Source organism: Streptomyces sp. S186 (genome assembly GCF_051603415.1).
In the GTDB taxonomy this organism is placed as follows: Bacteria; Actinomycetota; Actinomycetes; order Streptomycetales; family Streptomycetaceae; genus Streptomyces.
Genome location: NZ_CP193932.1, coordinates 1,018,651 through 1,045,547 on the forward strand (window position 1 = coordinate 1,018,651; position 26,897 = coordinate 1,045,547).

Genomic DNA, 26,897 nt, shown 5'->3' on the forward strand with positions numbered 1-26,897 from the left:
CCCTTGGGAGGAGAGATGTCCGTTCGTCCGGGCGAGGTCTACTACAACCCCCGCTGCCGGGAGAAGATCGTCATCAGGACGCCCGCCGCGCACACCGGCGGCGTACGGGCGGTCATGGATCTCTATGTCGAGCCCGGCGGGTTCGCGGCCGGCTATCACGTCCATCCGTACAGCCAGGAGATCTTCACGCTGGTACGCGGCAGCCTGCGCGTGCACGTGGGTGGCCGCGACGTGCTCCTCACCGAGGTGGGGCAGACGGTGACGGTGCCGGCGGGCACGGTGCACCGATGGTTCGGCAACACCGACGAGGAGACCTCGTTCGCCGTGGTGGAGCTGGTCAACCGGGCCGATCGCTTCGAGCAGTTGATACTGCGTCAGCTCTTCGGGCTGGCGCAGGACGGCAAGACGGACGCCGAGGGGCGTCCGGGGCTGCTCCAGCATGCGGTGACCATGCGGGAGTTCGCCGACGTGCTGCGTTTCACGGATCGCCCCTGGCCGCTGCAGCGCCTGATGAACGGTGCGCTGGCGCCGGTCGCCAGGCTGCTGGGCTACCAGGCGTGCAATCCCGAGTACCTTGAGCGCGGTCCGTCGGAGACGGCCGAACTGGAAGAGCTGCCCGAGGCGGTGGCCGCGCGGCTCGGCGCGGCGGGGGGCGGCGCGGACGACCGGGCGTGAGCCCCGCGTGCGACAGGACCCCGGTGGCCTGCGGGCCACCGGGGTCCCGGTGTGCCGGGGAGTCCGGCCGGCAGGTGTCGTCCGGTCAGACGCTCTTGTGGAAACCGGCGTCGACGGCGTAGTCGGAACCCGTGGTGCTCGCCGAGCGCGGCGAGGCCAGCAGCAGGACCGCGTCGGCGACCTCCTGCGGGTCGATGAGCCGGCCGGTGACCTGCCCCATCATCTGCGGGGCGATGCTGTCCATGACGCTGTCGCGGTCGGCGCCCGCCATGCCGGCGATGACGTCGGCCGCGCCGCCCTCCTCGGTCCACCACGCGGTACGGACCGCGCCCGGGGAGACGGTGTTGATACGGATGCCCTGCGGGCCGAACTCCTCCGACAGGGCCTGGGTGAGGTTGGACAGCCCCGCCTTGGCCGCGCCGTACTCGATGTTGGCGGGCGCGGGCTGACGGGCCATGCCGGTGGAGATGTTGACGATGGAGCCGCCGTTGCGCTCCAGCATCTTCGGGATCGCCGCGCGGATCGCGCGGACGGCCGAGAACAGGTTGAGCTCGAAGATCGAGCGCCACTCCTCGTCGTTACCGGCGAAGAAGCCGGTGCGCGGCATGGTGACTCCGGGCGGCGGGCCACCCGCGTTGTTCACGAGGATGTCGACGCCCCCGAAGTGCTCCACCGCACGGGCGATGACCGCCTCCGGGGCCTCCGGGTCCATCAGGTCGGCCGGCACGTGGAGCAGGTCCGCGCTCGCGAGCTGGTCCAGCTCGGGGCTGCTCTTGCGGGAGACCGCCACGACCTTGGCGCCCTCCTGGAGCAGCGAGCGGGTGACGGCCAGGCCGATGCCCTTGGAGGCGCCGGTGACCACGGCGACGCGGCCGGATAGCTGCAGATCCATGGTTGTCCTTGTCTCGGGTTCTGTGTCTTGGGTTCCGTGTCTCGGATGCCGGGGTTCCGACCTCTCGCGTCGTGCCGGGCGATCCGATCACGTGGCGTGCGGTGGTGCCGGCCCGGAGGCCGGTGAGAGTCCCGTCCGGTGCTCTCGCGGGGTTGAACACCATCCGGCGCTAACGGGTTGCAGCGCGCGGATGCCGGGCGTCGACCGCCGGGGCCGGGTCACGCACCGAGCAGCAGCGGCCGCTCCTGCGGCCAGTCCGCGGTGCTCGCGCGGGGACGGCGGCCGGTGGTGGCCAGGGCGTGGGCGGCGGCGTCGAGGGACAGCCGTGTCTCGGGCGGGAAGGGCGGTTCCAGCCTGGCGTGGCCGGCCAGGATGTCCGTGACGAGGTGATGGATGTCCTGTCCTGGGGAGGTGCCCAACTCCTCGCGGAGCGCCCGGCACAGCCGGTGGAAAGCGGTGAGCGCGTCCGCCCGCCGGCCCGACCGGTACAGGGCGAGCATCAGCTGGCCCGTGAGCTGCTCGTGGGTGGGGTCCTGGTGGACGAGCGCGTGCAGCTCGGCGAGGAGCTGGTGGTGGCGGCCCAGTCGCAGTTCGGCGTCGACACGCCGGACGACGTGTGCGAGGCGGTCCCGCTCCAGGGCCGCGAGGGCGGCGCGCAGCAGCGGGCCGGCGGGCGCGTCGACGATGACCGGTCCGCGCCACATGGCGTGGGCGGCCCGGATGTGCCGGGCGCCGGCGTCCAGGGCCCCGGCGTCCAGGGCGGCACGGCCGGCGCGGAGGCGGTGTTCGTAGGAGTGCAGGTCGAGTTCGCCGTCGTGGACCCGTAACAGGTAGCCCTGGTCGCGGGTGACGAGCCGGCCGGGGCCGGCCGGCGGGACGCCGCCGGACCGCAGGATGCGGCGCAGCTGCATGACGTAGGTGTGCACCGCCGCGACGGCGCGGGGAGGCGGGCTGTAGTCCCACAGCTCCTCGACGAACTGGGCCATGGACACGACCCGGTTGGCGTTCATCAGCAGCAGGACGAGCATCTGGCGGTGCTTGGGTGCGCTGGGCGTTCCGCCGCTGCCGTTTCCGGTGACGGACAGGGGCCCAAGTATCGAGAAACGCATTACCTCTCCACGGATTCGTGCCCGGCGGTAATGCCTCAACCGTAACCACACACCGGCGGACGACGAATGATCGGTTCGCCACTTTGGCAACTCCGCGTCGATCGTTTTTCCGTGAACTCCGCGAGAGGATTGCTGAATTGCTCATTCCCTTTTCGCCGGTATCCGAACGCTAATGGCCGGTGGCCCGCCGCAGGAGACCGGCGATATCCGTGGGCGGCCGGTTCCCGCGCCAGGCGATGTGCTGGTCCGGCCGTACGAGTACCAGGTCGCGTCCGTACAACTCGCGCGCGGCGGGTTCGGCGACCCGGAGCACGGAAAACGGAATTCCGCTTTTCGTCGCCGCGGCCTCGAACCCGGAGGTGTCGAGAGGCGCCGCGCTCAGGTCCAGCAGGGTGAAGCCCGGCCCGAGGCGGTCGAAGAGCGAACTGCCCGGTCCGCGGCGGTCGTCGAGCCACAGATGCGGGGCGCGGCCGCCGGGCACCCCCGAGGGCACGTAGGAGGTGAAGCTGTCCGGCGGCGGCCGGTCGTCCCCGACGACGACGGGTGAACCGTCGTAGCGCGCGCCGAGCTGGACGCCGAGCGTGTCCAGCGTGAGCTGTCCATAGGCGGCGAGCCGTGCGGCCGTCCTCGCGCGGGCGGCCTCCCCTTCGGCGGAGTCGTCCTCCAGGGCGGCCGGCCGCTCGATCGCTCCCAGGGCGATGTTGAGTTCGCGGGCGGCGGCGGTGTTGCGCAGGGCGACCGGGCGCCGTTCGGCCTCGTAGGACGGCAACAGGCCCGGGCCCGCCCATCCCTGTACCGAGGCGGCCAGTTTCCAGGCCAGGTTGGCGGCGTCGTCGACGCCGGTGTTCATCCCGAACCCGCCGTTGGGGGTGAACAGATGGGCGGCGTCGCCCGCGAGCCAGATCCGGCCGGCCCCGAACCGCGTGGCGACCAGGGCCGCGCCGGGCGTCCAGGCGCGGCGGCTGAGCACCCGCACGTCCAGGGGCACGCCGGCGGCCCGCCGGACCAGGTCCACCAGGGCGTCGTCGGAGGCGTCGTCCGGGTCGACCGAGCTGGTCAGCAGGAAGAACGCGTCGGTTCCGTCGAGAGCGATGAGGTTCAGCGCGAGTTCGCCGTTGAACACCCAGTTGCTCCAGGCCGCGTTCCCGCGCAGGAACCGCTCGTACAGTCCGGGGACGCGCAGGTGCGCCGCGGTCGCCCGGCGGCCGAGGACGTCCTGGTCGAGCGAGCCCGCGCCCTCGTAGGAGATGCCCAGCGAGCGGCGCACCAGGCTGCGGCCGCCGTCGCACCCGACCGCGTGGGTGGCCCGCCAGGTGTGCCGGCCGTGCCGGCTCTCCTCGGTGAGCGCGACGTGGCCGGGCCGTTCACGGACCGCCGTGACCCGGTGCCCGTAGCGCAGGGTGACGCGGGGCCGGGTGCGGGCGTGGTCGAGGAGCAGGCGCTCGACGTACATCTGGTTCGCCCGGTGCAGGGGCTCGGGCACCTGGTCGGTGCGGTCGGCCGCCGCGACCTGGGCGCGGGCCGCGTCGGGGCCGGGCCAGGGCAGGTGGGCCAGCAGGTGGCCGCGGTAGCGGGTGAAGAAGGAGATGCCGGCACTGTGGCCGCCGGGCAGCCCCAACTCCCGTATCCGGCCAGCGAGTCCGAGTCTGCGGTAGTGCTCCATCGTGCGGGCGCCGTGGGTGCTGCCGCGCGGCTCGGCCGGGACCGAGTCCGCGGTGTCGAAGATGACCGAGGCGACCCCGTGGTGGTCGAGCAGGAGCGCCAGCAGCAGTCCGACCGGGCCACCGCCCACGATGGCGACCGGGGTGCGAGCGGAGTGGTCCATTGGCACGCGCCTCCGGTATGTGAGTTCGGGATAACCGGCGCACGCAATCCTCGTGACGCCTTCTGAAGGATTAATGCAAGGGCCGGCGAACCCCACGGAAAAGCCGCGTACTTCCCCTTCCAGAGGACCTTTAGACGACGCCCGCAGACTCGTGCGGGACCGCCCGCCGCCCAGAATCCCCGGAGTGAGGCATTCATGTTTCTCCTTGGCACGCATCGGTCGATTCCGCAGCGCCTGCGCCTCCACCTCGACCGGAATCTGGGAGCGGGGAACTTCTTCTGGCACGCCTGGCGCACTGCGCACGACCGGGACCGGCCTCTCCTGTTCCACCCGGACGTCACCCGGCCCGACTGGGAGCACCGGGAAATACCGGGGTTCTCCCTCGACGACATCCGCCGGTCCGTCCTGCGGTACGCGCACTGGTACCGCGCGCAGGGTGTGACGGCCTCGTCCCACGTCGGACTCTGCACCCGCCACGGGCTGTTCGGCCTGCTGCACCACATCGCGGTCACGAGCCTGGGCGCGGCGGCCGTCCACTGCAATCCGCGGATGGCACCGGGCACCGCTGCCGAGTACTTCACCCGTACCGGTACCGCGCTCGTGGTGGGCGACGGCGACCTGCTCAAGGATCTCGCCGCGGCCTGGGCGGAGTCCGGCGCCGCGGCCCCGCGCACGCAGGACGTACACGTCCTGGACGCGGAGGCCGGGTGGCCGCCCGCGCCCCTGGCGGACTTCCCCCACCGGCACGCTCCGGACGACCTGGTGATGATCTCCCACTCGTCGGGCACCACCGGCCGCCCCAAGGCCCCGGTCTTCCACCACCGTTCGTTCTTCGCCGGCAAGCGCGAGCGGCTGTGGACCTTCCCCTCACGGACCTCCGACCGGCTGCTGACCTCCCTGCCGCACAGCCACTCCGCCGGCATCAGCTACCTTTCCCTGGCCGTGCTGCTGGGCCTGCCCACCCTCGTCCTGGACGGCGCCGACGGCGACCGGGTCGCCCGCGCGATCAACGGCTTCCGCCCCACGGTCGTGCTGGGATTCCCGCTCACCCTCGCCGAGCTCGATCCGGCCGCGCTCCGCCCGGAGGCCGCCCGCCGCATCCACACGTGGAACGGCATGGGAGACGCCTCCCACGAGCGCCACATCCGCCCGCTGGTCGCCCTCGGCGCCCCCGGCGCCGGGTCCGTCTACGTCGACGGCCTCGGCTCCTCCGAGATGGGCATGGTGCTCTTCAAAGCCGCCCACACCGCGCACTCCACGCACTACGGGCGCTACATCGGCCGCCCCGTCCGCGCCGTGCGCCGGGCAGCCGTCCTCGACGAGTCCGGGCGCGAACTCCCCGCGGGACAGGCCGGGTTGCTGGGCGTACGGGGGCCGAGCATCACCGCCGGCTACTGGGACGACCCCGGACTGACCGAGCAGTCCCTCCGCAACGGCTACTTCCTCACCGGCGACGTCGTGCGCCGGGACGGCGCGGGCCACTGGTACCACCTGGACCGCACGCCCGACGTGATCGAGACCGCGTCCGGAGCCGTGTACAGCCTGCCTCTTGAGGAGGTCGTCCTGACAGTCACCGGCGCCCTGGACGCCGCCGTGGTGGCGGTGGCCGACCCCCGGCAGCCCGGACGGTCCTGCCCGGCCGCCGTCGTCCACTCCCCCGGCGGTACCGCCCGCGGCGCCGCCGGGCTGCTCGCCGACTGCAACGCGGCCCTCGACGCGGCCCGCCTGCCCCGGCTCCACGCCCTGATCCTCGCCCCGTCCCGCGCGGACCTGCCGGTGGGCGTGACCGGCAAGGTCCTCAAGCGCGTCCTGCGCGAACGCCACCGCGACGTGCTCAGCCTGCCGACCACCGACACCGTCGCCCACTGCGCGGCCTGACCACCGAAGCGCCGGCCGTCGGCGCACCCACCGCAACGAAAGGCCCAGCATGCCCGACCAGAAGGCCGCGCGCCGCATCGTCGACATCATGACCGGCACCTGGCAGGCCCAGGCCCTGTACGCGGCGGTCGCCCTCGGCCTCGCCGACCACATCGCGGGCGGCCGCACCACCGACGAGGCGCTGGCCGCGGCGACGCGGTCCGACCCCGACGGCATCCGCCGGCTGCTGCGGCTGCTCACCGCCATGGACGTCTTCGAGGAGGCGGCGGGCGGCTACCGGCTCACCCCGACCGGCGAGCTGCTGCGCGCCGGAGCGCCGCACGCCATGGGCGACCTGGTCCGCCTGTACGGCGAGGAGTTCCACCGCGCGTGGGGCGCGGTGGTGCCCGCCGTCCGCAGCGGTACCTCCGGATTCCAGCACGCCTTCGGCAAGAGCCTGCACACCCACTTGGAGGTCCCGGAGGCGGGGGCGAAGTTCCAGCGGGCCATGAACGCGGGCAACGTCTTCTTCCCCGAGGTCCTGGACGCCTTCGACTTCTCCCGCCGCGACCTGGTCGTCGACGTCGCCGGCGGCAGCGGGCTGCTGCTCGGCACCGTGCTGCGGGCCCACCCGCACCTGCGCGGCATCCTCGTGGAGCGGCCCGTCATGGTGCCGGTGGCGCGGGCCCACCTCGACGCGGTGCTGGGCACCGGCCGCCACGAGGTGCGCGCCGGCGACGCCTTCGCGGGCGTGCCGGCCGGCGGTGACGTCTATCTGCTCTCGCGCGTCCTCCAGGACTGGGACGACGACCGCTGCCTGACGCTGCTGCGCCACATCCGCCGTGCCCTGGCCCCCGAGGGCCGGCTGCTGGTCCTCGAACGGGTCGTGCCCGACGGCGGGGAGGCCCTGCTGCCGCTCCTGTACGACCTGCACCTGCTGATGGCCGCCGGCGGCCGCGAGCGCGATCTCGCCGGCTACCGCGCCCTGTTCGCGGCCGCCGGCCTGGACCTGGCGTCGGTCCACACCCTTGCCCTCGAAACCAGCCTGCTGGTCGCGGCCGCCGCCCGGTGACGCCGGCCCCGGCTTCCACCACCCGTATCCGACCGGCGTCAGGCGCTCCGCTCCAGGTCGAGGAGGTGGCGCTTGGCCCTCTCGCCACCGGCGTAGCCACCCGTGCGGCCGGCCGCCGGCACGACGCGGTGACAGGGCAGGACGACGCAGAGCGGGTTCGCGCCGAGGGCGGTGCCCACCGCCCTGGCCGCCCCCGGCCGGCCGAGCGCACGGGCCAGTTGGCCGTAGGTCGCCGTGCGGCCGTAGGGCACGAGTGCGTCCAGTGCCCGCACGGTCTCGGCGCAGAAGGGCGTGGCGAGCGCCAGGTCGAAGGGGAGCGCGAAGTCCCGCCGCCGGCCCGCCAGATACGCCGCGAGTTGGCGTGCGGCCGTGTCGAGCAGGGCGGTCTGCTCCGGTGTCCGGGTACCGGCGGGCGTCTCGCGCAGCCCCGCGCGCGCCAGCCGCCGCGCGACCTCGGCGGCGCCCTGGAACCCGCAGTAGACGAGCGCGTGGTCGGTGGCGGCGAGCCGCAGCTCGCCGAGCACGGTGTCACGGACGGTCAGCGCGACGCCGGCCTGGGTGGCGGCACGGGAGCTCGGCATGGGGTTTCTCCTCGACGGTCGTGCTCAGGCCGGCAGCGGCCGGCAGCTCTTGCAGGCTCGGTATCCGGCCCGGCGGGCTTCCCGGGCGTCGGCGAACGGGACCCGGTGCGGCGAGGTGATCCGCCGTGCGTGGGCGCAGGTGGGGTGGCAGTAGATGCGGGTGGTCGCGCTGCCGAGGAAGACCGTGCCGCTGTGCGACCACCGGCGCACCGCGGCCATGTCGACGCCCTCCGCCGAGCGCAGCGCATCGCCGATCGCCGGCAGGTACGCCGCGTCGCACGGCACCCCGTTGTCGTGCGTCACCCGGTGGCACGGCACCAGCACCGCGAGCGGATTGCGGGCGAGCAGGCCGACCAGCGTCCCGGGTTCCCGGGCGGGCGGCAGTGCGGACTCCCGGGCGATCCAGGACAGCGGGCGCAACTGGCCGGCCGGGATGGCCCGCACGGCCCGCAGGACCGCCGCCTCCGCCTCGTCCATCGGGCCCGGGTCCAGCGGCAGGTTCCGCGCCCGGCCGGTGCGCAGGGCCGTCGCCAGGCCGGGGAACCGCTTGGTCGTGGGGATCGCCGATCGGCCGGTGCGCCGCCGGTGCATCTCCTCGAACCGCTCCGGTGACAGCCCGCCGGCCGCGAGCACGGCACCGGTGATGGCCTCCGGCGCGGCGGCCACGTACAGTCCGCCGGCCGCGGTCTCCAGGCGCGCGTACGTGTCGTAGCGCTCGCGCGGGATGCCCGCGCGCCGGAGGACCCGCAGCGCGAAGCCCGCCGGCAGCGGTGGCATGCCCAGCCCTGCGATCGGCTCGCCGTCCGGCCCGGGCGCGGTGTGCACCTGCTGCTCGTCCCCGTTCATGTCGTCACCTCCCTCAGCTCGTCCTCCGGCGCCAGCAGGCGCCTTAACCCCCCCATACCGCGCGAGACCTGCGCCTTGGCCGTCCCGACGGCGCAGCCCTGGACGTGGGCGACCTCCGCGTAGCTCATGCCGACCACGTGCCGCAGCACCACCGGGACGCGGTAGTGCTCCGGCAGCTCGGACAGCGCCGCGATCAGCCGGCCGCGGTCGTCCGCGTTCAGCGCCCGCTCGGCGGGTCCCGGCTCCCCCGCCGAAAAGGTGTCCTCGGCGTCGTCGATCCGCATGACCGACGCCGGCCGGCGGGTGCTGGTGCGGACATGGTTACGCCATACGTTCGCCGCGATGGTCATCAGCCAGGCGCGCGGGCGCAGGGTCCGGCGCCGCTCGGGCGAGTAGTCCTGCAACGCCGTGTAGGCACGCAGGAAGGTGTCCTGCCCCAGATCGTCCGCTTCCGCCGCTGATCCGGACACGCGCAGCAGGAACGCGTGCACACCCCTGGCGTGGGTCCGCACCAGCTCCGTGAAGCCGTCGTCCAGATCCGTCGCCAGCAGGTCGGTCAGTTGCTCGGCCACCTCGTCCATCGCTAGTCAAACACCGTCCTGTGCAGAAGGGTTGCGGAAAGGGCGGGCTCGGGGGCACCGGACCGTGGTCGCTCAGGGCGCGGGGAATCCCGCGGGCGCCCGCAGGGCGGGGTCGTCCGCGTCGATGGCCTCGTACAACCGCCGCAGCCGCGGTACGGGCTCGATGCCGAAGGAGCCGCTCAGCCGACAGCGCAGCCGGTGGAAGACGTCCAGGGCCTCAAGCCGCCGTCCGGAGTGATGCAGAGCCAGCATGTACTGCGCGTGAATGTTCTCGTTCGCCGCATGACACAACGTCAAATCAGCCAATTCATCAAGGAGTTCGCGATGCCGCCCGAGCCGGAGGTCCGCCTCGATCCGCTGTTCCAGCACCCCCGTGCGGGCCTCCGCCAGCTCCACCACGTGCGCGGAACTGACCGGTCCGGGCGGCACGTCCGCCAGGGCCGGGCCGCGCCAGAGCGCGAGGGCCTGCCCCAGCAGTGCGGAAGCACGCACGGCGTCACCCGCGGCACCGGCCTCGCGCCCCCGGCGGGCCAGGTGCTCGAAGGCGAGCCGGTCGCTCGCCTGCGGAGCCACGCCGAGTTGGTAGCCCTGGTTGCGGGTGATCAGGCAGTGGCTGTGGTCGGCCGGGGCGGTGCGCAGGACCTGCCGGATGTAGAGCACATACGTCTGCAGGGTGGAGAGCGCCGTCTTGGGCGGGCAGCTCCCCCACAGCTCCGCGATGCACTCGCTCGCGCGGACGGTCCGGTTGGCGTTGAGGGCGAGCAGGGCGAGCAGTTGCCGGGGTTTGGGGGCGCTGGGGGTGCGGTGGTGCCCGTCGACGACCAGCGACAGCGGCCCGAGCACGCCGACCCGCAGCGGAAGGTCCGCGCCCTCCGTGCCCGGACGTCCGACGACCGTACGAGCCCGCGTCATCGGAGACCCTTGCCGCACGCACGCACGGGACAGTGGACGAGGAAGGAATAAGGGACAGGAGAGATGGGAGGGACAGGAGGGATGGAAGGGATGGGAGGGATGGAAGGGACGAGGAAGGAGTGACGAACTACGCACTGTCGTCGCATCATTGGCGGCCTCCGGTCGGTCCGGTTGCGGGCGGCCGCTGCACCTTGCTTCCTCCCCGGCCGCGGGCACAACCGCCGACTTCCCAAAGATGCGGGCGGTTTGCGCGTCGACGCGCAACGGCCCAGGTCGGGACAGCCCGGGTCCCGCGGGACAACTTGCCAAAGGTGTCATCGCCCGGCTTCGCCGCCTGGCAGCGGGGACGAGTCCCGCTATCCTCTTGCCATCTCAGGTATCCGGGGTCACGCCGCTAGGGGGAGCAAGCATGACCACGAACCGTACGACGCGTATGCACAGTCCATACCGCCAGATGACGATCGACGCCTTCAGCAGGGACGTGTTCGGGCACCTGCCCCGGCAGGATCAACGCCGGTGGGCCGAGACGTATCTGCGGGGGCTGATCGGCACACCGGGCAAGAAGTCCGTGCGGCGGATGGCCGCCGCCGTCTCCGGCGGTCCCACCGCCTCCCAGTCGCTCCACCAGTTCGTCAGCGCGAGCCCCTGGCTGTGGGACCCTTCGCGCCGCGCCCTCGCCGACTGGGCCCGCCAGCGGGCCGCCGTACGGGCCTGGAACCTCGTACCGGTCGTCGCGCCCAAGCGGGGCGAGCACTCCGTCGGCGTGCACCGCCGCTTCGACCCTTCGGCCGGACGCGTCATCAACTGCCAGGTCGGCATCGGACTGCTGCTGTCCACCTGCTGCGGCGACGTACCGGTGGACTGGCGCCTCCACCTGCCCGAAGTCTGGTGCCAGGACCGGGAGTTACGCCGCCGCGCGCGCATCCCCGACTCCGGGGACGCCCGTCCGCTGTGGGCACTGGGCATGGAACTCGTCGACACCCAGGTGTGCCACCATCAGGAGCCGACGCCACCGGTCGTGGCGGACGCCAGGGAACTCCTCGACACCGCTTCCCTGGTCAACGGGTTGTCCCACCGGGGCGTCAGGTTCATCGTCACCGTGCCCGGGACCCTGGTGGTGCGCAGCGGACCGCACCACGGCGCGCAGCGGCGGGCGGGCACCGGCTCCCTGGCGGCCCGCCTGTGCGTGGTCGACCGCCGCCTCCAGCGCGGCGCCCCCGCCCTGGCGACCGCCTCCCGGGACCGGCACCGCCACACCGCCGCCATGTGGACCCTTTCCGGCCCCGTCCACCTGCCGCACGGCCACCACACCATGCGTCTGCTCGCCAAGTGGCACCCCATGCACCCCAGCCCCGCCCGCGTCTGGCTGACCAACATCGCCGACCTCGACGAACTCCAGGCCCTGGTCACTACCCAGGCCCGCGTCGGCACCGCCGTGCAGACACTCCGGGAACGCTTCGGACTCCTCGACTTCGAAGGCCGCTCCTTCCCCGGCTGGCACCACCACATGACCCTGGTCTCAGCCGCATACGGCTGGCACCGCCTCTCCGGCTCCACCCCCGACGCGCACGACTTCGCCCCACCCTTGAGCGAACTCCAGCCGGCCGGCTCCTGACACCCACACCCTGGCGTTTGCGCCGCCGGATCGCGCGCGGAAGTCCCTGGTCACCCCAGAAAGCTCAACCGGACGTGACGGTGGGGGTTGTCGACGTTGGTGTCCGCGAAGCTCCGTTAAGACGACCGTCAAGGTACCCGATCGCGCCCTTCACATGATGTGTCACCGGAGTCGCGTCAGGGTGAACAAGAGCGAGAGAAGTTGCGGTTCAGGGCCTATTTACAACCAGTTGGACAAGCGCTCAGGGAACATGAAGCGCCATATGAGCGTCACTGCTCGCCAACTGGCCCCGCACCCGAACACCTGGACCACCGCGGCATCCTGACCGACCTCCACGGGGCCACCGATCCCTCCTCCGGACACAAGTTTCAGGTCCTCTGCCGGTTCGATGGCCGCGACCTCCGCAAACACACCCATCGCCGCCCTCACTCACTGCCTAGTGGCGCTGCCCTCCACCTCGGCAGTGACCCACTCCTCCGGGAAGGATGCCTCGGTCTCTCCTTCGGCGACCGCCGACAGAACGTAGTGCTGGTCTAGGCCCGCCCCGTCCAGGAACCGGCCCGCTCTCGGAAGCCCTTCAGCACCATCAGAAAGCAAAAACCGCCACGCCGATCTTGGGCAAACAGGATCTGCCCGAGCAATGCCAGCGCCCGAACGCCATTCAGGACGAAGCTATAGCGGCCAACCTCCCGACCCGCGTTGCCCCAGCAGTACGGGGCCCTGAAGGGTACGGCGGCAGCGCAGCCCCAGGATCCCACTTGGACCAGAATTCACCGCCGCTTCAGAGACGGCGCCAGGTGGTGCAGGCGCGTGTAATAGTCGGGGTGCGAGGACAGGAGCTTGCCTGAAAGGCTCCGCCTACCGCCGCGAGCGGCGGTTCCCGGGTCAATCGCAGCCGTCTTGCCACACCCGGACAGAGCAGAAGCCGCCGCATGCCCGCCCTCCCGTTCCGCCGCCTGCATCAAATGCAACACCTCGGCGAGCATGGGCCCGAAACCAGCCACTACCGCATGGTGATCCGCCCTCAGTTCGGTCCGACGGGTCACGGCGGCGAGCAGATACGGAGCGGCCATCAGCGTCAGGGTGAGGAACCAGTACTTCCACGCGACCGCCAGCACGATGGCGCCCGCCGCAAGGAGCAGCACTGCCGCCCAGAAGCTCATGCGCCCACGGCCCACGACGGCGACGAGCCGGATCAGCCTCCGCACAGCAGCCCACGCGAACCGCACCGGAGCCGCATACCACCGCCCCAGGATCAAGGACCACGCGTGACCGCAGACGTGATGCCCCAGTTCATGAGCGAGGACCGCGGCCAGCTGACTATCAGACAGACGCTCCAGTGAAAACCGGGTGACGCCCACGATGTGACCCGCCGCGGCCAGGGCGTTGAGGTGATCGCTCTCCTCGATCCACAGTTCGTAGGCGCGGCCCTCTACACCCGTCCGCGCCGCCACTTCCCGCCACAGCGGTTCCAGTCGGTTCAATTCCCCCGGGGTGGGGTGACGGAGGTTCAGCACATGGCGGGCCAGGGCTCTCTCGGTGGGCCGATGAAACGCCATGGCACCTGAAGCGAGCCAGAGCAGGCCCCCAACCATCCCATGCCGCGGAACAGGAGGTGGGAGAGTGTCACCACGATCACCAGGCTGGCGAGGAACGAGGGTAACTGCAACAACAGTTGGCCCACAGTCGTGGCGTCGATGCCCCGCTGCCGCTTAGCGAGGTGCACACGCCCACGGCGGCCGAGCGCCTCTTGCGTCACGCGCTTCTCAGAAACGGACTGCTGTTCCGGATTCCCGGCGGGGTGAGATGCCTCGGACTGCGTCGCGCTGCCCGGGTAGGGCGGTGGAGGCGGAATCATCTCGTCCGGACAGCACGAGGTTGGAAAGGGGACAGCAGCGGGATAGACCGGAGCTTCGGGTAGGGAAGTGCGGCCGGGCTGGATGGGTTCGAAGGCAGTGGTCATGAGAGGTTCCTGTCTCGGCATACGGCCGGATCGTGACGACGCGGTAAAGAGCAGGCCGGCGCGGCGCATTCAGCCGACGAGCCGCGCAATGAGCAGAATCACCACGCCCGCGCAGTAGGCAGCCAGACCGGCGCGGATCCACCGGTGTTTGGCACCGACGATGCGGCTGTTCTGGGCCAGCGCCTCCAGTACTCCGTCATCCTGGTGTGCCTCGGTGACGGCGAGGGCCTGGGCGAGCCAGCCGCCCTCCGCGGCACGTCGGATGTCGTCGAAGTACGTCAACGGCCGCCCCGGAGACCACCGGCTGGTGCTGTACCGGGGTAGGACGGCGAGGAGTAGGCACCCCAGTGCGCCGGCCAGAGCGGCCATGGCCACACACAGCAGCACGCTCCCGGGTGCGGAGAGCCCGGATACCAACCATCCCCGAGCCGCGAACAGGCCGCCGAGCAGACTCACCGTCATGCTCATGACCCCCAGAAGCAGCGACGCCTTGCTGTCCGCACGAGCTGTCTCGGAGCGCAGCTCCGTGAGCAGACGAGCTCCCACCGTCGGAATTTGCACGCCCCCACTGCTCATCGCCCCTCCTCCGTGCTGCCGGCGGACGACCCGCCCCGCTGCTTGTGGAAATGCACCGGGGCGCCGGGGGGCGCGGCCCCCGGTAGGGAGCCCGGGGCGGGAGGAGCCGAAGCGATACCGGGCAGGTTACGTGCGAGGAGCCCCTCCAAGATCTCCACGGCCTGCTTGTTCAGCCCCGCACGCTGGTAGTCTTCCGGATTCCCTTCCTTGAGTACCTGCAGGGCGACCTCTGACTGGCTCCGGATCAGCTGCAGTTGGTCCCTCTGCAGGTTCTCCGTGACCAGCCGGGAATCCTCCGGGTGCTGTGCCAGGTGCAGGGCCCACATCGCCACACCGCCGTGCTGGAGGTAGTACTCGTAGTAGCGGACCTTCTCCGCCTCCAACTCCCTGGCTTCCTCATCCTGACGGCCCCGCAGCATGACCATTTCGTGATCGTGCCGGGCCTGCTCCACGTTCCGCTCCGCCTTGAGCCGGTCCTCCCTCATCGCCACGTCGTGCGACAGTCGCAGCTGTTCGTCGCTGTACCGGATCCGGCGGAGCTCCCGCTGGTGGCCGATCGCCGCGTCGTCCAGCCTGAGCCGCACGGCGTACGACGTGCGCAGCCCCGCCTCCTCTCCCAAATCTCCCGCTCTAGCGAGAACTTGGTACACGGCGCGTTCGGCGTCCGCGCTCCGGTCGAGCGGGAAACCGCGGCTGACCGGGTACATCAGCCTTTCCAGCCGGCGCCTCAGGAGAGCGGGCACGTCCCGTTCCCCGCCGGCCACGAACCGTTCCGGCCGGGATACCTGCCAGGTCAGCTCAACCTCAGCGGTGAAGTCGAAGGCGTCGTTGTCGCTGGGCAGCAGCAGGGACACGGTGCAGGTGTGCACCCCCATGTCGACCTCGTAGACTGCGGTGTATCGCGTCACGGCGAACAGGGAGCGCGCCGGCCGGTGGGGTGGCAGGTAGACCTCGAACTCCCCTTTGTCCGTGGTGAATACCAGTGCGTTGTCGATCCGGCTGTAGTCCCTGCGGTGGCCGAACCGGGACAACTGACGCACGGTCAATACCGGGTCTATCAACTCGCTTTGCCGGTCTGCCCCCTGGTCCCAGTCGGGTTCGCGACGGAGGTCCACCATGGTTTCTCTCTCCTCACTCAGTGGTGTTCCGAAATTTCGCGGCCGTGGCCGCAGACGGGAGGCGGCACCTCACAGCACGCGCCGCAGACGGGAGGCCACTGCGGGTGGGGCATCCGCACTCTCGCGGCGACCGCGCAGCGTCAAGAGCATGTGATCGAGACGCTTACGGTCCTCGTCGGAGCCGACCAGCGCCGGAAGCAGCATCGCCAGTTCCCGCTCGGCCTGCGGATCGCCGTCCGCCTCACGAACCCAGCCGGCCAGCGCCTTCAACGCATCGGCGGTGTACCCCAGATCGCCCAGCGCGGTCCGCCACAGCAGGGATAGCTGCTGCGCGTCTTCGGCCGGGCCCGCTGAGGCGGCGGCTGTATACCACCGCAGCATCAGCCGGTTGTCGGCGCGCGTACAGGCCAGGACGAAAGCGTGCAGCGCCAGTCGGCGGCCGGAAGGCCCATCCCTGAGGACTTCGAGCAGGCCCCGCAGTAGCCGGCTGCGCACCGGTGCCGATTCGTCGCTCAGCAGCAGCGCGGCGGACTCGGCGATGTGCTGCGCCTCCTGCTCGTCGTCCCCGGTACGAGCGGCTTCCGCCAACGCGTTCAACGCTTCGTCGGGCATCCTGGCGCCCACCAGGGCGTAGGCCCGGATGGCTGTCCAGCGAAGCCGTGGTCCGGCTTCCTCGTCGCACCAGGAGCGGAGGATCTGCGGGATGTTCGGCGCACCGATGGCATGCGCCGCCGCTAGGGCGTTGGCGGCGACGAGGCAGTCGCGATACACCTTCGACTTCGCCCAGCCCTCGATGAGCAGTGCCATCGCCGACGGCAGGTCGGTCTGGGCGAGCACCGCGGCCGTCACTGCCGCGCGGGTACGCACCAGCGGTCGGCCGTCCTGTGCAAGCTTCCGGAGCCAGGCGAGCAGAGCAGGCCGCGCGGAGGGGTGACTCGTCCAGACCTCGCGGAGGACCTCTACAGAGGCTCTGGGCTCCTGGAATCGGGCCATGCGCTGGAACACAGGGCCCCACTCGGTGTGCTCCTCCTTGCGGTACTCAACGGCTCGTGCCAGGCGCAGGCGTTTGGTGATGGACGTCCCGAAGATGCCGACTTGGGGCTCCCTCCCGGCGTCCTCGGTTCTCTGGAACTCTGCGTACAGGGTGTCGCTGAGTTCCGCGGTCAGGGCGTAGGCGGCTTCATCGAACGCGGCCAGGGAGATGAGGAAAGCCCGGTCCCGGAGAAGGGTCTCGTCGTCGCCGAACCATTCCCTTACTTGCTCGCGGACCAGTTCCGGGCCGACGCCCGCCAGCTTCTCCCGGGTGATCGTGCCGTCCGCGTGCCCGGCCAGGGCCTTCGCGAACTGCGCTGCTTCCCGCAACTGGTGGTCGTCGCGGTCGAGGAACTCCCGGGAAAGGTCCAGCGCCAGCAGCTCGCGCTCCCTTTGAGGATCATCCACCAGGGCGTGGAGATGTGACCGGAGCACCGCCTGAGGAGACGGCGGTTGCCACGAGACGGCGTCGACGCCCCGCAGGATCGCGAGCAGGTCAACGGTGATGACCAGATAGGCACCCTTCTTCCGAAGCACATCCCGCACGGCCCACAGGTCGATGTCGCGTAGCGGGTTCTCCCTGCCCGTCACCAGATCGCTGACGAGGTAGCCGTGCTGATCGCCGTTGACCTCGTCCATCAGCGCGGTCGGCCGGGTGTTGGGGTCGATGGCGCGTACGGGCACGGCATCCAGCGAGCGCAGCAGCATCAGGGCGGCGCTGCGTCGGCCAGTGAAGGGCGCGCCGTACAGCACGAGAACCCGCTCCTCCCGCAGCCGGTCGCGCAGGGGGTGCACAAGTTCCTCGTATCCGGCGAACTCCAGGGCCAACTGGTCGAGTTCGGCAGGGGGAATGTTTCCGGAGATGTGGGTGGTGACGCCGAAGCGGTAGTGGTGCTCCACCTTCGTACCGAGGACAACATCGCCTCCTACGCTGCCCCCGCTGACCCCGGTCTGATCGCCGCCGACGAGGCTGCCGCCGACGGCGGCCGGGACGTGTTCGTACAGATCACGCCGAGCCGCCCAGGGGTCCTGCGGGCGGTCATCCTCCATTTCAGTGTGCTCATCGTTCGTCTGCTCCTGCTTGCCGTCCGCCAGGTCTGTGTCGTCCTGGGGACGTTCCGGTGGCTTGTCACCGGGCTGCTCGCTCATGCCTGCTCACTCCGGCCCCCACGCCGGACCGTGCCCATGATCACGTCTCCCGTGACGTGGCCGCCGCTGACCCCGGTCTGACCGCCGTTGACCTGGCTACCGCCGACCGAAACCGTTCCGCCGTTGAAGGCGAATGCCGCCCCACTGCTCGCAGGCGCCCCGGCGATCGCCGCCGGAGGCTGCCCGGCGGCACCCTCGTGCGCACCTCTGCCGTCGTGCCCGGCCGACGCCGGCTCCGGTACAGGGGTGGCGGTGCCGTCCGGCGGCGACCCGTGCAACCACAGGCCGAGCCGGTCCTTCTTCACGGACACCACCGCGTGGTGGAACTCCTCCGGGCGCAACCCACGGTGTCCGTGGCGAACCACGCCTTCGTAGACGGGGGACGACACCCCCAGCACACTGTCCGCTTCCCTCTGCGCGAGCGCTTCGCGCAGAGCGTTGGCATCGAGCAGCCGGCAGGACTGGTTGAGGTCGTGGCCGACGAGCCCGCCCACCGTGCCCTGCTTCGGATCGAAGGCGACCTCTCCTGCGGCCAGTACCGTCCGCAGCCGCATCTGCGCGCTGCTCGATGCCAGCCGGTTGTACTGGGACAATGCATCCGGGATGACCGTCAACAGGGCCCTGAGCAGCGCCGTTTTCGGGATGTCGGCACTGACCAGCACGATCAGCCCGTCCCCGCGGTCCTCTCGGTACTGCATGTTCCGCTCGACGCCCGCCGCGGCCAGAGTGTCTTCCACCACGTTGTGCAGTTCCCGGCGCAGGCAGGCCTGCACCACATCGTCCCGTCGGCTGAAGTCCTCGATGTCCAGCAGCAGAATGGTGCGGTTGACGGGTTCCGTCAGGACCAGGGTCATGGGTGCCTCTCGGACGGTCGGGCTCGGTCCGGAGCACTATCTCGTGAGGGTCTGACAATCGAGAAGGAACACCTGCACACAGCGTCTGTAACCGATGGCACACAACTCCCCCCAGCTGCACGGCCGTCGGCTATTCGCCGCCCGCTATCCGGCGCAACCGGTCCGAGTGGACGATGACCAGTCCCCTGCGGCTGGTCCGGACGACGTCTCGTTCCCTCAGTTCCTTCAGAAGCCTGGCCACCGCCTCTCGAGAGGCTCCGACCGCGCCTGCCAGCTCGTGCTGGCTGAGGCCGCTGGTGAGGCGCACTCCCTCCGCGTCCTGCACCCCGTGTGTGCGCGACAGCTCCAGGAGCAGGAGCGACAACCGCTGACGGACTCCGAGTGCGCCTTGCTCCACGCGTCGCCGGTCGCTGTCCTGAGTCCGGTCTCCGATGAGGCTGAGCAGTTGGCGGGACGAGGCCGGGAATTCCGAGAGATGGCCCAGAAATCGGCCACTCTCGATCGTGACGGCCTCGACCTTCCCGAGCGCGGTAACCGTCGCCGAGCGCGGGCGGCCGCTGACTGCGGAGGCCTCCCCGACGACGTCGCCCGGACCCCGCAGGGCAAGCAGCGCTTCGTAACCATTGGCTGTGGAGCGGGTGACCTTGGTCCAGCCTGCGAGGATGACCACCACGTGGGTGGACGGTTCGTCCTGATGCACCAGTACGGACCGCGGGCTGTACTTCATGGGCCGGCCCAGCTCCAGCAGCGCGACACGTTCCTGGTGTTCCAACCGGACCAGGAACGGAACTTGATCGTCGAGTCTGCCGGTTCGTGACGGTGCCGGGGGACTACCCGGCGCGGAAACGACTGCTGCTCCCTGCTGCCCCGGCACAGGTCCGGCCACGCTGTCGGTTTCCACCTGCACTCCCCCCAAGGCCAGTTGGCTCCATCGTATTTCAGCGAAGCTTTCTCATCACGCTGTACATCCAGCCGATGCCAGACGGATCAGGGCGCCCCGGTTGAGATCCGCGCCCGGATCGCATGGGCGTGTTTGACCGCGCTGGTCAGCAGTTCGGTGATCCCGAAGTACACGGCGGACTCGATCAGCGGGTCCAGGCGGAGCTGAAGGTCGGCGCTGACGGCCACTTCGAGCAGGCTGTCCAAGGCGAGAGCGCGAACGGCATCGATGAGCCCTCGCTCGTTCAGCACCGGCGGGTTGATCCCCCGTGGGCCACACCGACGTCGATCCCTCGCGTGATCAGCGCTTCCGTGATCAGCATCTCGCACACGCCCGAGAAGACCGACAAAGACTCTGAGGCTGCGGAAGCGCTGCGTCCCGTTACCTGATGCCGTGGATGGCTTGGGGTCGGTGGCCGGTAGGCCGGGCTCGGCCTTCATGCTGGTGGGGAACGAGGTCACGGGAACCGAATTCCGGGACTACGGAGCGGTCGCTGGTGCCGTCGGGATCAGCCGGAGATCAACGGGGCACGCTGAAGTGCCTTGGGCTGACTATGCCGAGCACCCGGTAGGCGTCGAGCCGCCGGTTGTCGAACCACTGGTCGCTGGTGCCGTCGTGTGGGAACTCCTGGTCGGCCTGGGCGTAGGCGAGGAGGTTGTAGGGCATCTCGGGGGTCAGTGTCGCCCGGGCGACGATCAGCCGTCCGGTCGTGCCGAGCGTCCGGCCCTTCTCGTCCACCAGCTCGCGCGGGTAGATGATCGTGCCCTCGACCACCGCCGCGGCCGAGAGCCGGGTATTGAGTGCGGCCAGCGGGTTCGGCGGGCTCATGGGGCCCGGCGGTGGTGGCGGGCTCTGCGGCGTGAGGGGAGCCGCGCTGCCGGGGACGAGCTTCTTCCAGTCCCCGCGCGCAATCGTGACCTCCACGCCGAGCTCCTTCTGGGCCAGGGCGATGGCCTCGCCCAGAACGGCGGCGAAGCCCCCGGAACCTCCGCCGGCGTCGACGCACACGGCGGTGGTGACGGAGCAGTTCGACCAGGCCGAGGTTCTCGTAGTGCCCGCCGTCGGTGACCAGCAGCATCCGGTCGTCCATCGGATAGCGGCCGGAGACCTCCCGCAGCAGGTAGGGCAGGCGACGGATCCCCGGCATCGGAGGCAGGCCCCAGTCGGTGTGCTCGCCCCAAAGAGCGCCCAGCACACCGGGGTTGGGGCCAGGTGTCGAGCCGTGTGTTGGAGAGCGCGAACAGCGTCTGGAACGCGCGGGACTGGCGTCCCGCGGCCGAGGCGAAGGCCGAGCCGGAGACGGCGACGGCGGATTCGACGGTGAGGTCCTTGCGGATGACCGGCCTGGTGCGGCGGCACAGGACATCCGTACGGGCGTACCCGACGTCCGGGCCGCCGACATAGTCGTGCGACAGCGTGAACGACACCGCGTGCCGCCCCGGCGGCGTCCGGTCGTTGCCGGAGAGGTTGGCTGCCGCGGCGAAGATGACCTGGGGGAAGCCGCCGTGTCGCCGGCCGTACCACCGCGATCTGTTCACCGTCCTGGCAGGTCCTGCGGCGGACGGCGAACGCGGAGGCCAACGGGCACGGTAGAAGGGATGGAGGCTCATCCATGTCTGGTCGAGGCTCAGCACGACCAGCCCGAGCCCGACGGAGAGGACGATCTGGCAGGGCACCGGCCAGGACCACCCGGTGGCGGTCACCCAGCCCAGGACGAGCAGGGAGGCCGCCGTCACGGCCAGGAGGACCGCCCATACCAGCAGGTACTTGGAGAACCCGTTGGGCACGGCACGCACCAGGCGTGAGCGCTCGGCGGAGCCGACCGCACGCTTGACGGTCTCGACGCGCCGCCAGGTGGTGCTGAACAGCACGGTCACGTAGGTGAGCAGCGCGGCGCCGCCGGCACTCGCCCCGGTCGCCGGAGCATGCAGTTTCCACACCCGCGGCATCACCCACGCCAGGCCGGGGAGGACGACCACCACGACGCCCAGCAGCAGCCCCGCGACCACGAACGTGACGAAGAACGACTTCAGGGTGCCCGACAAGCGCTGCCTGGCGAGGCGCAGGGACACCAACCAGAGAAACCAGAACAGGACGGCGAAGCCGGCCAGGACCAGCAGGGCCCACAGCGCCGGTCCCCGGGAGACCAGGTTCCGGGGCAGCAGGGTCACCTCCGTCAGCGGAACGAGGTGGTAGCCCCAGCTCAGGGCGAGCCCAGGACCAGCAGCGCGGCGGTGAGCAGGCTCAGGGAGGCCACCAGGCCCCGCAGCACGGCGCCCACGGCGGCCAGCCAGTGGCCGGTGCTTCCGCGACGTACTTCGAGTGCCGGCTGGTGTGGTCCGCCTCCAGCGTGCCGGGCATGAAGACCTCATCGGGGCCGGCCCCCGTACCGGTCCTTCCCGCACTGGCCCTTCCCGGCCAGCGCGAGTTGGAGGGCTCCCGTTGTGTAGCCGCCGCCGGAGACGGATACCAGGTAGCGGCCCGGCACAGGTGGGAGCGGAGGGCCTGCAGCGCGCCCAGTGTGACGCATGCCGAGCGGATTCCGCAGCCCGAGACGCAGAAGCCGAGCCCGCCCTGTTCCCGGCCGGTCGGCACCCGACTGCCGTTCTCCCATCGCGCCTGCCGGGAGCGGGGAGGGTCCTTGCGCACCACCGTCGGCCAGCGGCGTCCGTTCGACTCCATCACGGGCCAGGGTGGGCCGACGTCGGGCCCCCAGGAACTGGGGCTGGCCGTGCCGCCTCCGCGTTTCCCCTCACCTCCGCCCGTCCCGGTGTAGTCGTGTATGTGCAGGGCCCACCCGTAGAACACGGCCCGTTTGAGGATGATCGCGACCACGAATGCCGCGACGGGCACGGTGAGGACGAGCAGCAGCCACTTGACCGGCGCCAAGCCCGTCGCCACCGCGAACAGCCAGTCCGCGCCGTCAAGTCCATGGAGCAGCAGCAGTTTCTCCGCCACGGCGCACCCGCACGCGGCAAGGACGCCGGCGATCCCGTACCCGACGGAGCAACGGTGTCTCATGCGTACCGCGATCGTGCGGCTGCTCAGCCAGAACACCAGCACCATGCTGAGCGTGTACGCCCCGATGAGGAAGAAGTCGGCTGTCAGCCCCTTCCGGAAGTCGGCCGTTGGGTCTCCGACAAGGGCGTGTGCCGCACGCGCGCTGCCCGCCTTTTGCAGCCCCACGTCATCGACGGCGGGGGCATTGTGGCGGATCCAGAGCCCCGCGGCGAAGACGACGGCTGCCAGGCCGGCCAGCATGATGCCGCCCTCGCGCGACAGGCGGGGGGCGTGCGCCTCCCGGCCGAACTGGCCCGTTGCAGGCTGGGCGCGGACCCCGCGTCAGTGAGCGACTCGGGTAGCTTCGGATGGCCGATGTCGCGGACTCCAGTAGCCCGCGACGCGCCTCCATGACCGTTCGACCTACTCAATCCCCTTGGCAGCAATGTTCACGGACTTCGATGACGAACCCTTCCGCCCCGTCGCCGCACAACACATCGTGTGCGGCGCGATACCCGCCGGCTTCGGCGTCCGGGTATACGTCGACGGCGCGGAGCGGCACCCGAACCAAGCATCGCGAGAGCTGCTTCAGCGCTACCCGAATGTGCCGAAGGGGCTGCGCACGATCGAAGCGCTCGCGGCATCTGGACTCCGCCCGCCGAACCCCTTCCGCCCGGATGCGTACGTCCTCGGCCCTCCGCGCGAGGCCGTCATCCCTGGGCACGTCACTCTGCGGGGAAGCAGGGCACCCGACTGGACGGAGACCGTCTACAGGCCGGCACCGATATACCAGGAGGACCATGCCGTCGCCATCGCGACCCCGCCGGATCCCGAAGAGATGGCAGCTGATCGGCGCATCGCAGCCGACTGGGCCCAGGAGGTGCTCGATGACCAGGACACCGTCATCCTCGCCGTCAACGCAATCGGGTCGCTCACCCCGACCACGGCCCCACTCTCACGGGCAACGCCCTACGAGATAGCTCTTACGTCCGCAACCGGTCGCAAGAGATGGCACCAACTCGTCAACCCGCAATGGGACACGAGCTACTTGGCGCAGATCGACTTGCACGGTGCCACCCTCACCGACTTGGAAGAGGCCCCCGGCTTCCGGGACGTACGCGACCCTCTCATGCGCAGGCTCTCCGGCAAACGAGTCGTCACCTACGGACGCAACATGCAGTACGCCGCGATGTACACCGCCCTGGAGTACGCCTGGTTGGAGGACAGCCTGCCGGAGGGCGCCATGTGGCCCGACACGGCGAACACGCTCGCAGAGCTGGGTCGGAGCCGCTGGGAGTGCGCACACCTGAGACATGCGGAGTTCGAGAACGAATGGGACCCGGCCAGCGGCCATTACGCCCTGCCCCCGCTCCCTGCGGCCGGAGACGCCCTCCAGCACTGCAGGACGGTCGCCATGCTCCTACAGCGCATGGCCAGGCCAGCACTGCGCTACGCGGAGCTCAACGCACGGGCCGAGCAGGTCGTACGCGAAGGCGGGAGTCACTCCCCACGCACCCTCTCCGGTGTCCGTCTGGGCCGCATCGCAGCATCACGTCAAGCAGTCCTCGAACGCAGCGGTGGCGCCTGCGAGAACCCCCGATGCCCAGCCCCCCGCTACACCACGGCCTTCAGCAGGAACGGCACCTACCTCCTGGAGGTGGACCACATCGACGACCATGCCAGGGGCGGGGAAGACTTGCCCCGCGCCATGATCGCCCTCTGTCCGAACTGCCACGCAATCAAGACACGGGGCACCGTGCCCGAAGAGTTCCGCGAACTGCTGCGCGCCACCGCTCTGGCCAACCACCAGAGCATGCTCGCCGACGCTCGAAAGCCGTGAACCGGGCCAGCTCATCGTCGCCAGCCGAAAATCGGCTCTTGTCGCAGGCCGGCATGGGAGAGAACGGGTACCGCCCTGAGCCGAGGAACCCGCCGGCAGTCTGAAGCCACGACAGGACTCGATCAGTGCAGACGGCGATTCCGAGAGGGCTCTTCAACGGCACTCCGCCGGATCGTTTGGTACGGCCGGACTTCGCCTCTACAGTCCCACTGACGCGGGGCCCTAACCGAGGAAGCTCAACCGGACGTGACGGTGGGGGTTGTCGATGTTCGTGTCCACCAGGCACACCGACTGCCAGGTGCCGAGGGCGAGTTCGCCGGCGAGGACGGGGAGGGTGGCGTGTGGGGGGACGAGGGCGGGGAGGACGTGGTCGCGGCCGTGGCCGGGGGTGCCGTGGCGGTGGCGCCAGCGGTCGTCGGCCGGGAGGAGGTCGCGGAGTGCGGCGAGGAGGTCGTCGTCGCTGCCGGCGCCGGTCTCCAGGAGGGCGACGCCCGTCGTGGCGTGGGGCGTGAAGACGTTCAGCAGGCCGTCGCGGCCCTGTGCCACGTCCCGCAGGAAGGCGACGCAGTCCCGGGTCAGGTCGTGGACGGTCTCCGTGGAGCCGGTGTGCACGTCGATTTCTCGTGTCGTGAAGGTTGCAGCCATGCGGCGATTTTCGCAAAGGCGAGGGGGTGGACCCCGTAGGTGCGGGGGGGCGGCGGCGGGGGCTGCCTGGTGAGGTGTCATCGCCGGTCAATGCCGCGGTAACAAAGGTCCGGGTGCCGAGACGGGGGTTTGACCGGCTCTGGGGGCGGCGCTACGTTCGTCGGCATGTCTACGTCAGCCCTGCTCACCACGCGCGGTCATATCGACCTGCTGCGGGTGGCGTCCGCCGCGTGTTGCCGCCGCGGCCGCTGTTGCTGACGTTCGTTCCGTTCCGTTCCGGGCGGTTCGGCTCGGTCGTGTGTTGTTCCGTTTCCGGTCCGGTTTTTGGTCTGGTTTCTGGTCTGGTTTCTGGTCTGGTTTCTGCGGGTCGCGCTGAGTCGCGGCGGTGAAGCTGATCCCGCGTTCCTTCGGCTTCGGGGAGTTGGTCGGTCCCCGCTTCAACAGCGGTCCGCCGCCTTCGGGGCCGGCACCGCGTATCTACGGAAAGGCCCGGTGACATGTCCGTACATCTGCATTGGTTCCTGCCGACCGGCGGCGACGGGCGGACGCTCGTCGACCGGCACGCCTACACCGACGGGGGCGTCCGGCGGGACCGGATCACCCCGGTGAGCGGCGTGCGCGCCCCGGACGTCGGGTATCTGGCGCAGATCGCCAAGGCCGCCGAGCAGTTGGGGTTCGAGGCGGTGCTCACCCCGACCGGTACGTGGTGCGAGGACGCCTGGTTGACGACGATGGCGCTGTCGCAGGTCACCGAGCGGCTGAAGTTCCTGGTGGCGTTCCGGCCGGGGGTGATCTCGCCGGTGCTGGCCGCGCAGATGGCGGCCACGTTCCAACGGGTCTCGCGGGGGCGGCTGCTGCTGAACGTGGTGACGGGCGGGGACTCCACCGAGCAGAAGCGGTTCGGGGACCATCTCGGCCATGATCAGCGGTATGCGCGGACGGACGAGTTCCTCCAGGTCGTGCGGGGGGTGTGGGGCGGCCGGCCGTTCGACTTCCGGGGGGAGCACTACGAGGTCGAGGGCGGGCTGACGGCGCTGCCGCCGGATCCGCTGCCGGAGATCTTCTTCGGTGGGTCGTCGGCGGCGGCCGGGCCGGTGGCCGCGCGGAACGTCGATGTCTATCTGACCTGGGGCGAACCGCCGGAGCAGGTGAAGCAGAAGATCGACTGGATTCGCGGGCTGGCGGAGCGGGAGGGGCGGACGGTCCGGTTCGGGATCCGGCTGCACACCCTCTCCCGGGACGCGTCGAAGGAAGCGTGGGCCACCGCGAACCGGCTGCTGGACGACCTCGACCAGGACACCGTCGCCGCCGCGCAGCAGGCGCTGGGCAGGAGCGAGTCGGTGGGGCAGCAGCGGATGCTGGCGCTGCACGGCGGCTCGCGCGACAAGCTGGAGATCTCGCCGAACCTGTGGGCCGGGGTGGGGCTGGTGCGGGGCGGTGCGGGGACCGCGCTGGTCGGAAGTCATGCGGAGGTGGCGGACCGGATCGAGGAGTACCACGCGCTGGGTATCGAGCACTTCGTGCTGTCCGGGTATCCACACCTGGAGGAGGCGTACTGGTTCGGGGAGGGGGTCCGGCCCGAGCTGGCCGCGCGGGGGTTGCTGGCGGCCGGGCCGGCGCCGCTCGCCGGGGTGCCGGCGGCGAACGGGCGGCCGGCCTCGGCTCCCGGCGGGGCGCCGCTGCTGGTGTCCGGTGGCACTGAGCCAGAGCCAGGGGGGCGCTGAGCCGGACGCCCGGCACGACGAGGGGCAGAGGAGCCGCTGGGCCGAGGCGCCGTGGGGCCGTGGGGCCGTGGGGCCGTGGGGCCGTGGGGCC

At 70.8% G+C, this 26,897-nt stretch carries 26 protein-coding genes; 7 read left to right on the forward strand and 19 right to left on the reverse strand.

The window, feature by feature from the left end; translation table 11 throughout:
• Positions 1 to 15: 15 nt before the first annotated feature.
• Positions 16 to 675 (forward strand): cupin domain-containing protein, encoded by a 660-nt coding sequence (locus ACRAS8_RS04520; protein WP_438484467.1) that lies wholly within the window; start codon positions 16 to 18, stop codon positions 673 to 675.
• Between the two features lie 85 nt (positions 676 to 760).
• On the opposite strand, the gene ACRAS8_RS04525 is transcribed toward ACRAS8_RS04520, so the two are convergent.
• From ACRAS8_RS04525 to ACRAS8_RS04535, 3 genes are all read right to left on the reverse strand, one after another.
• Positions 761 to 1,567 carry an SDR family NAD(P)-dependent oxidoreductase gene (locus ACRAS8_RS04525; RefSeq protein WP_438484468.1) on the reverse strand — a complete coding sequence of 269 codons (807 nt, stop codon included), beginning with the start codon at positions 1,565 to 1,567 and terminating at the stop codon, positions 761 to 763.
• Between the two features lie 218 nt (positions 1,568 to 1,785).
• Positions 1,786 to 2,676, reverse strand: a complete 891-nt coding sequence (locus tag ACRAS8_RS04530) for an AfsR/SARP family transcriptional regulator (protein ID WP_438484469.1) — start codon at positions 2,674 to 2,676, stop codon at positions 1,786 to 1,788.
• A 169-nt stretch (positions 2,677 to 2,845) separates the two neighbouring features.
• A complete protein-coding gene (locus tag ACRAS8_RS04535) occupies positions 2,846 to 4,501 on the reverse strand; it encodes an FAD-dependent monooxygenase (protein WP_438484470.1) in 1,656 nt (551 codons plus the stop codon).
• A gap of 195 nt (positions 4,502 to 4,696) precedes the next feature.
• Here ACRAS8_RS04535 and ACRAS8_RS04540 point away from each other — a divergent pair, with 195 nt between their 5' ends.
• The gene (locus ACRAS8_RS04540) at positions 4,697 to 6,379 is read left to right on the forward strand and encodes a class I adenylate-forming enzyme family protein (RefSeq protein WP_438484471.1); all 1,683 of its coding nucleotides are present in this window, start codon (positions 4,697 to 4,699) and stop codon (positions 6,377 to 6,379) included.
• A gap of 49 nt (positions 6,380 to 6,428) precedes the next feature.
• Positions 6,429 to 7,430: a methyltransferase gene (locus tag ACRAS8_RS04545; protein ID WP_438484472.1), complete on the forward strand. Its 1,002-nt coding sequence runs from the start codon at positions 6,429 to 6,431 to the stop codon at positions 7,428 to 7,430.
• A gap of 38 nt (positions 7,431 to 7,468) precedes the next feature.
• On the opposite strand, the gene ACRAS8_RS04550 is transcribed toward ACRAS8_RS04545, so the two are convergent.
• The 4 genes from ACRAS8_RS04550 to ACRAS8_RS04565 all read right to left on the reverse strand — a co-directional run bounded on the left by ACRAS8_RS04550 (position 7,469) and on the right by ACRAS8_RS04565 (position 10,350).
• Positions 7,469 to 8,011, reverse strand: a complete 543-nt coding sequence (locus ACRAS8_RS04550) for a methylated-DNA--[protein]-cysteine S-methyltransferase (protein WP_438484473.1) — start codon at positions 8,009 to 8,011, stop codon at positions 7,469 to 7,471.
• Between the two features lie 24 nt (positions 8,012 to 8,035).
• The gene (locus ACRAS8_RS04555) at positions 8,036 to 8,857 is read right to left on the reverse strand and encodes an Ada metal-binding domain-containing protein (protein WP_438484474.1); all 822 of its coding nucleotides are present in this window, start codon (positions 8,855 to 8,857) and stop codon (positions 8,036 to 8,038) included.
• A complete protein-coding gene (locus ACRAS8_RS04560) occupies positions 8,854 to 9,438 on the reverse strand; it encodes an RNA polymerase sigma factor (RefSeq protein WP_438484475.1) in 585 nt (194 codons plus the stop codon). The genes ACRAS8_RS04555 and ACRAS8_RS04560 overlap by 4 nt, the downstream gene beginning before the upstream one ends.
• Positions 9,439 to 9,510: 72 nt before the next feature.
• The gene (locus ACRAS8_RS04565; protein WP_438484476.1) at positions 9,511 to 10,350 is read right to left on the reverse strand and encodes an AfsR/SARP family transcriptional regulator; all 840 of its coding nucleotides are present in this window, start codon (positions 10,348 to 10,350) and stop codon (positions 9,511 to 9,513) included.
• A 409-nt stretch (positions 10,351 to 10,759) separates the two neighbouring features.
• Here ACRAS8_RS04565 and ACRAS8_RS04570 point away from each other — a divergent pair, with 409 nt between their 5' ends.
• Entirely contained in the window at positions 10,760 to 11,965 is a 1,206-nt protein-coding gene (locus ACRAS8_RS04570) for an IS701 family transposase (protein ID WP_438484477.1), read from the forward strand.
• 770 nt (positions 11,966 to 12,735) lie between these two features.
• Here the strand turns inward: ACRAS8_RS04570 and ACRAS8_RS04575 are convergent.
• The 11 genes from ACRAS8_RS04575 to ACRAS8_RS04625 form a co-directional block, all read right to left on the reverse strand.
• On the reverse strand, positions 12,736 to 13,449 hold the full coding sequence (locus ACRAS8_RS04575; protein WP_438484478.1) for a M48 family metalloprotease: 714 nt from the start codon (positions 13,447 to 13,449) through the stop codon (positions 12,736 to 12,738).
• A 26-nt stretch (positions 13,450 to 13,475) separates the two neighbouring features.
• Positions 13,476 to 13,928 carry a hypothetical protein gene (locus tag ACRAS8_RS04580; RefSeq protein ID WP_438484479.1) on the reverse strand — a complete coding sequence of 151 codons (453 nt, stop codon included), beginning with the start codon at positions 13,926 to 13,928 and terminating at the stop codon, positions 13,476 to 13,478.
• Positions 13,929 to 13,997: 69 nt separating this feature from the next.
• On the reverse strand, positions 13,998 to 14,474 hold the full coding sequence (locus ACRAS8_RS04585) for a Pycsar system effector family protein (protein WP_438484480.1): 477 nt from the start codon (positions 14,472 to 14,474) through the stop codon (positions 13,998 to 14,000).
• Between the two features lie 26 nt (positions 14,475 to 14,500).
• A complete protein-coding gene (locus ACRAS8_RS04590) occupies positions 14,501 to 15,622 on the reverse strand; it encodes a PE-PGRS family protein (RefSeq protein WP_438484481.1) in 1,122 nt (373 codons plus the stop codon).
• 69 nt (positions 15,623 to 15,691) lie between these two features.
• Positions 15,692 to 17,803, reverse strand: coding sequence for a hypothetical protein (locus ACRAS8_RS04595; protein ID WP_438484482.1), 2,112 nt, complete (start codon positions 17,801 to 17,803; stop codon positions 15,692 to 15,694).
• Positions 17,800 to 18,657: a hypothetical protein gene (locus ACRAS8_RS04600; protein ID WP_438484483.1), complete on the reverse strand. Its 858-nt coding sequence runs from the start codon at positions 18,655 to 18,657 to the stop codon at positions 17,800 to 17,802. The genes ACRAS8_RS04595 and ACRAS8_RS04600 overlap by 4 nt, the downstream gene beginning before the upstream one ends.
• Positions 18,658 to 18,787: 130 nt before the next feature.
• Positions 18,788 to 19,438, reverse strand: coding sequence for a Crp/Fnr family transcriptional regulator (locus ACRAS8_RS04605; protein ID WP_438490342.1), 651 nt, complete (start codon positions 19,436 to 19,438; stop codon positions 18,788 to 18,790).
• Between the two features lie 206 nt (positions 19,439 to 19,644).
• The gene (locus tag ACRAS8_RS04610) at positions 19,645 to 19,848 is read right to left on the reverse strand and encodes a hypothetical protein (RefSeq protein ID WP_438484484.1); all 204 of its coding nucleotides are present in this window, start codon (positions 19,846 to 19,848) and stop codon (positions 19,645 to 19,647) included.
• Positions 19,849 to 20,116: 268 nt separating this feature from the next.
• Positions 20,117 to 20,425, reverse strand: coding sequence for a hypothetical protein (locus tag ACRAS8_RS04615; RefSeq protein ID WP_438484485.1), 309 nt, complete (start codon positions 20,423 to 20,425; stop codon positions 20,117 to 20,119).
• Positions 20,422 to 21,768 carry a hypothetical protein gene (locus ACRAS8_RS04620; RefSeq protein ID WP_438484486.1) on the reverse strand — a complete coding sequence of 449 codons (1,347 nt, stop codon included), beginning with the start codon at positions 21,766 to 21,768 and terminating at the stop codon, positions 20,422 to 20,424. Before ACRAS8_RS04620 ends, ACRAS8_RS04615 begins: the two co-directional genes overlap by 4 nt.
• A 73-nt stretch (positions 21,769 to 21,841) precedes the next feature.
• Entirely contained in the window at positions 21,842 to 22,858 is a 1,017-nt protein-coding gene (locus tag ACRAS8_RS04625; RefSeq protein WP_438484487.1) for a hypothetical protein, read from the reverse strand.
• A 184-nt stretch (positions 22,859 to 23,042) separates the two neighbouring features.
• Between ACRAS8_RS04625 and ACRAS8_RS04630 the strand changes: the two genes are divergently transcribed.
• Positions 23,043 to 24,437, forward strand: a complete 1,395-nt coding sequence (locus ACRAS8_RS04630; RefSeq protein WP_438484488.1) for an HNH endonuclease — start codon at positions 23,043 to 23,045, stop codon at positions 24,435 to 24,437.
• 222 nt (positions 24,438 to 24,659) lie between these two features.
• On the opposite strand, the gene ACRAS8_RS04635 is transcribed toward ACRAS8_RS04630, so the two are convergent.
• A complete protein-coding gene (locus ACRAS8_RS04635) occupies positions 24,660 to 25,082 on the reverse strand; it encodes a YjbQ family protein (RefSeq protein ID WP_438484489.1) in 423 nt (140 codons plus the stop codon).
• 165 nt (positions 25,083 to 25,247) lie between these two features.
• Between ACRAS8_RS04635 and ACRAS8_RS04640 the strand changes: the two genes are divergently transcribed.
• Positions 25,248 to 25,340 carry a putative leader peptide gene (locus ACRAS8_RS04640; RefSeq protein WP_317623392.1) on the forward strand — a complete coding sequence of 31 codons (93 nt, stop codon included), beginning with the start codon at positions 25,248 to 25,250 and terminating at the stop codon, positions 25,338 to 25,340.
• A gap of 239 nt (positions 25,341 to 25,579) precedes the next feature.
• Positions 25,580 to 26,806 carry an LLM class flavin-dependent oxidoreductase gene (locus tag ACRAS8_RS04645; RefSeq protein WP_438484490.1) on the forward strand — a complete coding sequence of 409 codons (1,227 nt, stop codon included), beginning with the start codon at positions 25,580 to 25,582 and terminating at the stop codon, positions 26,804 to 26,806.
• Positions 26,807 to 26,897 lie beyond the last annotated feature (91 nt).

Excerpts from the sequence above, each read along its gene's own strand:
- ACRAS8_RS04635 (WP_438484489.1), bottom strand. The coding sequence starts at position 25,082 with ATGGCTGCAACCTTCACGACACGAGAAATCGACGTGCACACCGGCTCC.
- ACRAS8_RS04580 (WP_438484479.1), bottom strand. The coding sequence starts at position 13,928 with ATGACCACTGCCTTCGAACCCATCCAGCCCGGCCGCACTTCCCTACCC.
- ACRAS8_RS04530 (WP_438484469.1), bottom strand. The coding sequence starts at position 2,676 with ATGCGTTTCTCGATACTTGGGCCCCTGTCCGTCACCGGAAACGGCAGC.
- ACRAS8_RS04525 (WP_438484468.1), bottom strand. The coding sequence starts at position 1,567 with ATGGATCTGCAGCTATCCGGCCGCGTCGCCGTGGTCACCGGCGCCTCC.
- ACRAS8_RS04615 (WP_438484485.1), bottom strand. The coding sequence starts at position 20,425 with ATGAGCCCGCCGAACCCGCTGGCCGCACTCAATACCCGGCTCTCGGCC.
- ACRAS8_RS04520 (WP_438484467.1), top strand. The coding sequence starts at position 16 with ATGTCCGTTCGTCCGGGCGAGGTCTACTACAACCCCCGCTGCCGGGAG.
- ACRAS8_RS04550 (WP_438484473.1), bottom strand. The coding sequence starts at position 8,011 with ATGCCGAGCTCCCGTGCCGCCACCCAGGCCGGCGTCGCGCTGACCGTC.
- ACRAS8_RS04645 (WP_438484490.1), top strand. The coding sequence starts at position 25,580 with ATGTCCGTACATCTGCATTGGTTCCTGCCGACCGGCGGCGACGGGCGG.
- ACRAS8_RS04590 (WP_438484481.1), bottom strand. The coding sequence starts at position 15,622 with ATGGTGGACCTCCGTCGCGAACCCGACTGGGACCAGGGGGCAGACCGG.
- ACRAS8_RS04570 (WP_438484477.1), top strand. The coding sequence starts at position 10,760 with ATGACCACGAACCGTACGACGCGTATGCACAGTCCATACCGCCAGATG.
- ACRAS8_RS04535 (WP_438484470.1), bottom strand. The coding sequence starts at position 4,501 with ATGGACCACTCCGCTCGCACCCCGGTCGCCATCGTGGGCGGTGGCCCG.
- ACRAS8_RS04640 (WP_317623392.1), top strand. The coding sequence starts at position 25,248 with ATGTCTACGTCAGCCCTGCTCACCACGCGCGGTCATATCGACCTGCTG.
- ACRAS8_RS04545 (WP_438484472.1), top strand. The coding sequence starts at position 6,429 with ATGCCCGACCAGAAGGCCGCGCGCCGCATCGTCGACATCATGACCGGC.
- ACRAS8_RS04600 (WP_438484483.1), bottom strand. The coding sequence starts at position 18,657 with ATGACCCTGGTCCTGACGGAACCCGTCAACCGCACCATTCTGCTGCTG.
- ACRAS8_RS04560 (WP_438484475.1), bottom strand. The coding sequence starts at position 9,438 with ATGGACGAGGTGGCCGAGCAACTGACCGACCTGCTGGCGACGGATCTG.
- ACRAS8_RS04555 (WP_438484474.1), bottom strand. The coding sequence starts at position 8,857 with ATGAACGGGGACGAGCAGCAGGTGCACACCGCGCCCGGGCCGGACGGC.
- ACRAS8_RS04540 (WP_438484471.1), top strand. The coding sequence starts at position 4,697 with ATGTTTCTCCTTGGCACGCATCGGTCGATTCCGCAGCGCCTGCGCCTC.
- ACRAS8_RS04625 (WP_438484487.1), bottom strand. The coding sequence starts at position 22,858 with ATGCTGGCCGGCCTGGCAGCCGTCGTCTTCGCCGCGGGGCTCTGGATC.
- ACRAS8_RS04630 (WP_438484488.1), top strand. The coding sequence starts at position 23,043 with ATGTTCACGGACTTCGATGACGAACCCTTCCGCCCCGTCGCCGCACAA.
- ACRAS8_RS04565 (WP_438484476.1), bottom strand. The coding sequence starts at position 10,350 with ATGACGCGGGCTCGTACGGTCGTCGGACGTCCGGGCACGGAGGGCGCG.
- ACRAS8_RS04595 (WP_438484482.1), bottom strand. The coding sequence starts at position 17,803 with ATGAGCGAGCAGCCCGGTGACAAGCCACCGGAACGTCCCCAGGACGAC.